Here is a 6426-nt window from a genome sequence, read left to right on the forward strand (position 1 = left end):
CGTTGTCCCAGGCGCCGCCGGCGTTCGAGAGAAAGACCGCGAGCACGAAGCCGCTCGCAAGACCGCCCATCAGCAGACCGATCACGCCTGCGACACCCAGCAACAGGCCCACCACGACAGGCGCGATGACCGCCAGGAGGGCCGGCAGCACCATCTCGCGCTGCGCTCCGACGGTGGAGATGGCGACACAGCGCTCATAGTCCGGCTGCGAGGTCCCCTGAAGGATGCCCGGATCTTCGCGAAACTGCCGGCGCACCTCTTCCACCATCATGATGGCCGCGCGCCCGACCGCCTGCACCGTCAAGCCGCTGAAGACAAAGGCGACCATCGAGCCGATCAGCAGGCCCACGAGAACGGTCGGGTTGAGCAAGGTCACGTTGAAGAAGGTCATGAAATCGGTCAGGGTCGCCTGAGCCGTCGCAACCGTCGCGCCGTTGCCGAGCGTCAAGACCGTCTGCCCCATATTCACCAACTCGATGCGGATCACCTCGATATAGGAGGCGATGAGCGCGAGTGCGGTCAAGGCTGCGGAACCGATCGCAAACCCCTTGCCGGTCGCCGCCGTGGTGTTGCCCAGTGAATCCAGTGCATCGGTGCGCGCCCGCACCTCGGCGCCCATCCCGCTCATTTCGGCGTTGCCGCCGGCATTATCCGCGATCGGACCGTAGGCATCGCTGGCGAGCGTGATGCCCAGGGTAGAGAGCATCCCGACCGCCGCGATGGCCACGCCATAGAGACCCAGGTTCATCTGGGTCAGATCGAAACCGGACGCGAAGAGGAAGGCCAACAGGGTCCCGGCGCCGACCGCCAGGACCGGAATCGCGGTCGACAGCATACCCACGCCGACGCCTGCGATGATAAGGGTTGCCGGGCCGCCTTCGGCTTGGGCGGCGATGAGCCGGGTTGGCCCATAGCTGGGAGAGGTGGAATACTCGGTCGAGCGACCGACGATGATACCCGTGACCAGGCCGGTCACCACGGCGCCCCAGATCCCCCAGACGTTCGGGATGCCGAGCAACAGCAGCAACCCGGCGGAGGCCACCACAATCATGAGCGCACTGGCGTTGATGCCGCGCGAGAGTGACCCGAGCAGATCCTTTTGGGTCGCGCCCTCTTCGGTCTTGACCAGATAGACCCCGACGATCGACAGCAGGATACCGATGCCGGCAATGGCGATGGGGGCCACCACGGCCTTCATCTGAAGCGTGGGGTCTAGGACATAGGCGGCCGCACCGAGCGCAGAGGCCGCGAGGATCGAGCCACAGTAGGACTCGAAAAGGTCTGCACCCATGCCGGCGACGTCACCAACGTTATCCCCGACGTTATCCGCGATCACGGCCGGATTGCGTGGGTCGTCCTCCGGGATGCCGGACTCGACCTTACCGACCAGATCGGCACCTACGTCCGCGGCCTTGGTAAAGATACCGCCGCCGACACGCGCGAACATGGCCTGCATCGAAGCACCCACGCCGAATGTCAGGATGGTCGTGGTGACCAACACCATGCGGACCCCTTCACCGGCTGCGCTGTGGGGGATCAGCAGGTCGGCCAGGATGAACCAGACTACGATGTTGCCGAGCCCGAGCCCGACGACCACCAATCCCATGACGGCACCGCTTCGGAACGCGATCTTCAACGCCTCCGGGAGCGATGTCCGGGCGGCCGCCGCCGTACGCGTGGAGGCACGGGTTGCAGTCTGCATGCCGAAATAGCCCGCGAGCGCCGAGAAAAAGCCTCCGAAGACGAAGGTAAAGGGCAGCCAGGGGTTTTGAACATGGTAGTAGTAAGCGAGGACGCCGAAGACGATGGTCACGGCCGCAAACACCAAGAACATGACCTTGTACTGCTGGCGCAGATAGGCCATGGCGCCGTGGCGCACATGGTCGCCGATCTCCTGCATCAACGCGGTTCCCTGGTCCTGCCGGAGCATCTCCTTGAAAAACTTCCGGGCATAGATCATCGCCAACAGCACGGCGATCGGTGCGATCCAAAAGACAGGCTCGTTCATGGGTATTCCAATGGACGTGGGAGGCCAAAAAAACCCGCCGCAGGAGATGCGTCGGGCAGGATCCGAGTCCGAGACTCAGAAGAATCCAGGACCGCGGATCACTCGAGCGCAGTCACCACTGCAGAGCGCCACCAGCCCCGATGCCGATTCTCCAGCTCCTCGAGATTCGGAAAGCGGTAGAAGGCAAAGTCGGTCTGGTCGCCGACATAGAAGCCACCTTGAACCATGCGGTAGAGCACGCCCTCCTTGACCTGCTTGAGCACCAGCTTGCTCGGCTTGGTGTCGTTGTACTTGAGTTCGTAGAGCACATCGCGTAGATGTGCGAGGTTCGAATAGGGTAGATCGTCGGCCGCACCGTTCTCGGGATCGATCGCAAGCGCGCCGAGGCGAAGCTCGGAGAAAACCAGGCGAGGGACGTGAACGGTGTGTGACGGATCCGTGATGGCGTTGCAGAAATCGTGCGGATCCGAACGGCTGGCGACCATCGGTGTGATGGGACAGAACTCTTGATAGAGATGCAGGCGGCCGCCGGGCTCCGGGAGATAAACCGAGCGCGACAGCTCGAGTGTCTTGCCGTCGTTCGTCACCAGATAGAGGTTGCCGAGTGCGGAGACCGGGATACGCGACAAGACACGGTAGATCGAGAGATAGACCGAGCGCTTCGGGGCACCGTCGGGCTGGGTGATGCACCGCTCGTCCATCAGATGAAACGGGAAGTCGTCGGAGCGGAATGCGGGATCGACCTCGAAAAAGATCGCCTCGCCTTTGACATGGGCCTTGGAGCCGACCGCGTAGTAGCTGCCGAATGCCTCCGGCTCGAGCATCGACGCGATCAGGGCCTGCGGGATCAAGGACAGATACAGATGCTTTTCAGCCATGCCGAGCCTCGCCGTGATGTGCCCGGATCTCCGAACGGACCCGGTGTTTCTCAATTATCACCATAAATGCAGGCAATGTGGAGAGCAGATCAGGATGATGAGTAAGAAAGGGACATCGAGCGGGCGGTGCGTGCGCTGTCGGATCGAAGCGGCGGCGGAGCAATGCCGGAGAGCGAGGGATGTTTGGAGCGCACATCGGTCGAGAACGTCGAGCGGGCGTGGGGCGGGCCGTGCGGAAGGTGGGTTGGATACGTCCCTGTATCCGAATCGACTCGGGGCTCGGTCTGTGCCGAAGCCCCTAGGCGACTAGATCATCCTTATTGAGCAGGAGCAGCCGGGGGCGCCATCGGGGCAGGCATTGCGCCGCCGTAAGGAGCACCGTAGCCGGGCGCACCGTAAGGGGCGCCATAGCCGGGCGCGCCGTAGGGGGCACCATAGCCGTAAGGAGCGCCGTAGCCGTACCCGTCGCCATAACCGTAACCGCGACCGTAGCCACGGCCCTGACCACGTCCGTAGCTGCGGCCGCTTCCGCTCATGTTCATGTTGAAGTCGCCGGTGCCGTCACCGAACATGTCGCCGAAGTTGTCCATCATGCCGCTGCCGTAGCCGGGGCCACCGCCGTAACCACCCGGACCGCCGTAGCCCGGGCCGCCCCACCACGCGCTGGCCGAGAAGGAAGCGCCAGCCAGAGCGACAACGGCTGCAAGACCTGCAAACTTGATCGTTTTATTCATGTTCGTCCTACCTCTAATCAGGAAACGTTGAGTGCGGGCGTGCCCGCAATGAGGTCTCCGAAGCCGGGGATGCTGTGTCTCCGACTGCGGGCTTAACGTGGAGCCAGCGGTCGAACCCCGAGGGGTTCGGGCTCAGCCCCGAAGTGAGCCGTATGAAGGCGCAAACAGCCGACCGGCGCGATTTGCCGTGTTGCGCAAATCCGAGCAGAAGGGGAGGTTGCAGGCTCGACGGCCCATCGGAGTAACAGCTTACCCTGCGAAGGAGCTCGGGCCGCTCATTACCGGTAGAAGCGCAGCGAGTATAGGCGTCGATGGCGTGATGACGCAACGCATTAAACAGCGCCTGCGGGTCGACCGGGCCGCGATCGGGTCAGCCGAGCGCACCCGTAGAGCGCGTCCTTCGGGGGAAATGGAGCCGATGCCGAGGACGGCAATCGAGCTGAAACAGGGGTTTCCGTCACAAGAACGGCCCATGTCCCCGCCCGGACCGGGACATGAGCCGGAGCGACAAACCTCATTTATTACGTTGGTTAAAGTGGCATGCATCCGGACGGAGCAAGGTCGGTGCGCCGCGGATGCCCCCGGCCCGTTCGAGCTCAGGCCGGACGCGGAAGGGCGAGATCCTGCCACAGGCGCAGCGTCGGACCCGACTGGTTCATCGTATAGAAGTGCAGACCCGGCGCACCGCCGTCGATCAGCCGACGGCAGAGGTTGAGCACGACCTCATGCCCGAAGGCCCGCAGACTCTCCACGTCGTCGCCATAACCCTCGAGTCGGCGGCGCACCCAGCGCGGGATCTCGGCACCGCAGGCGTCGGAGAAACGCGCGAGCTGCGTGTAGTTGGTGATGGGCATGATGCCGGGGATGATCGGCACGGTGACGCCGACCCGATCGCAACTCTCGACGAAGGCGAAGTAGGCATCCGGGTTATAGAAGTACTGCGTGATGGCCGCATCCGCGCCGGCCTCGACCTTGCGCTTGAAGTTGGCGAGATCGCGCTCGGGGCTGCCCGATTGCGGGTGATACTCGGGATAGGCGGCGACCTCGATCTTGAAGGTATCCCCGAATGCGTCGCGGATGAAGGTGACCAGCTCGTTGGCGTAGCGGAAATCGCCGCCGGTGCCTCCGCCCATGCCGGATGGAAGATCCCCTCGCAGGGCCACGAGACGTCGGATCCCCTGCTCCCGGTAACGGCCGAGGATCTCGCTGATCTCGGCCCGTGCCGAGCCGACACAGGCGATGTGCGGGGCGGTCTCGATGTGGTGACCACGCAGCCAGTCGACGGTCTCGAATGTGCGGTCGCGCGTGGAGCCCCCTGCCCCGTAGGTCACCGAGAAGTAGCCCGGCGAGACGCTGTTGATCTCGGCGATCTCGCGCTTGAGCTTCTCCATTCCCTCCGGGGTCTTGGGCGGGAAGAGCTCGACACTGTAGGTCGTGGTTTGCTGTGATTGGAGCGGCATGGCTTAGGAGCCTCCGGCCTCCGGCCTCCAGCCTCCGGCGCGGCGCAGACACGCGATCAGTGGCTTCGATCCGGCGGCGAATGGGTGGAGATGGGCGGCGCCGCGACAGGCATCGAACGCCGACCGGATGATCTGCGCAGGTCGCGCGAAGCGCCCGACGCAGGCGCGACCCCGGCACGCGGTGTCGCGAGCAGACCCGGGCTTAGACGACAGGCACCATCGCCGTCTTCGATCCACCGTGCACGAACCCTCGCGCCTGAATCACACGCGATCTAGTCTTTGGTCAAAGACTTCAACCGCGCCGAATCCAACGCGTCGAGGTACCCGCGAGGTCGCGAAACCCGCAACCTCGATAGGATCGCGACGGGCGCGGTTTAATACCTGTAGTTCTCGGCCTTGTAAGGCCCCTCGACCGCTACGCCGATATAGTCGGCCTGCGCCTTCGACAGGGCGGTCAGCTTCGCACCGATCTTGCTCAGATGCAGACGTGCGACATCCTCGTCCAAATGCTTGGGCAGCACATAGACGCCGACCGGATACTCCTGCGGCTTGGTGAAGATCTCGATCTGGGCCAGCACCTGATTGGTGAAGCTGGCCGACATCACGAAGCTCGGATGTCCGGTCGCGCAGCCCAGGTTCACCAGTCGTCCCTCGGCCAGCAGGGTGATGCGATGCCCGTCCGGGAAGATGATCTGGTCGACCTGCGGCTTGATGTTGACCCACTCGTACTGCTTGAGCGCGTAGACCTGGATCTCGTTGTCGAAATGACCGATGTTGCAGACGATCGCCTGGTCCTTCATGGCGGCCATGTGATCATGGGTGATGATGTCGGTATTACCCGTCGCGGTGACGAAGATGTCGACCATACCGACGACGTCCTCGATGGTGACGACGCGATAGCCCTCCATCGCCGCCTGCAACGCACAGATGGGATCGACCTCGGTGATCCAGACGGTCGCGCCGAGCCCACGCAGCGATGCCGCGGAGCCTTTGCCGACATCGCCGTAACCGCAGACCAACGCGATCTTGCCGGCGATCATGACGTCGGTGGCGCGCTTGATGNNATTTGGTGACCGAGTCGTTGACGTTCATGGCGGGGAAGAGGAGCTGCCCGTCACGGAACATCTGATACAAACGATGAACGCCGGTGGTCGTCTCCTCGGTCACGCCGCGGATACCCTCGGCGATGCCGTGCCAGTGCTTGGGGTTGCGTGCGAAGGTGCGCGAGAGCAGGCCCAGTATGGACAACCACTCCTCGTTGTCGTCGGCCTTGGGCGCCGGGATAGCGCCGGCCTTCTCGTACTCCACGCCCTTGTGCACGATCAGTGTGGCGTCGCCGCCGTCGT

General features: G+C 63.7%; 4 protein-coding genes and 1 pseudogene. All 5 read right to left on the minus strand.

All coding sequences use genetic code 11. The features are described 5' to 3' along the window. The coding region (locus tag B4N44_RS13965) for a sodium-translocating pyrophosphatase (RefSeq protein WP_296701899.1) at nucleotides 1–2008 on the minus strand (2008 nt) is incomplete at its 3' end. 98 nt (nucleotides 2009–2106) lie between these two features. Continuing rightward, nucleotides 2107–2886, minus strand: coding sequence for a hypothetical protein (locus tag B4N44_RS13970; protein ID WP_296701902.1), 780 nt, complete (start codon nucleotides 2884–2886; stop codon nucleotides 2107–2109). 317 nt (nucleotides 2887–3203) lie between these two features. Continuing rightward, nucleotides 3204–3620, minus strand: coding sequence for a sulfur globule family protein (locus B4N44_RS13975; RefSeq protein WP_296701904.1), 417 nt, complete (start codon nucleotides 3618–3620; stop codon nucleotides 3204–3206). Between the two features lie 596 nt (nucleotides 3621–4216). Further along, entirely contained in the window at nucleotides 4217–5080 is an 864-nt protein-coding gene (gene metF, locus B4N44_RS13980) for a methylenetetrahydrofolate reductase [NAD(P)H] (RefSeq protein ID WP_296701906.1), read from the minus strand. Between the two features lie 374 nt (nucleotides 5081–5454). Then, nucleotides 5455–6400: pseudogene (locus B4N44_RS13985) on the minus strand (adenosylhomocysteinase). Nucleotides 6401–6426 lie beyond the last annotated feature (26 nt).

Source organism: Thiocapsa sp. UBA6158 (genome assembly GCF_002423035.1).
Classification (GTDB): Bacteria; Pseudomonadota; Gammaproteobacteria; order Chromatiales; family Chromatiaceae; genus Thiocapsa.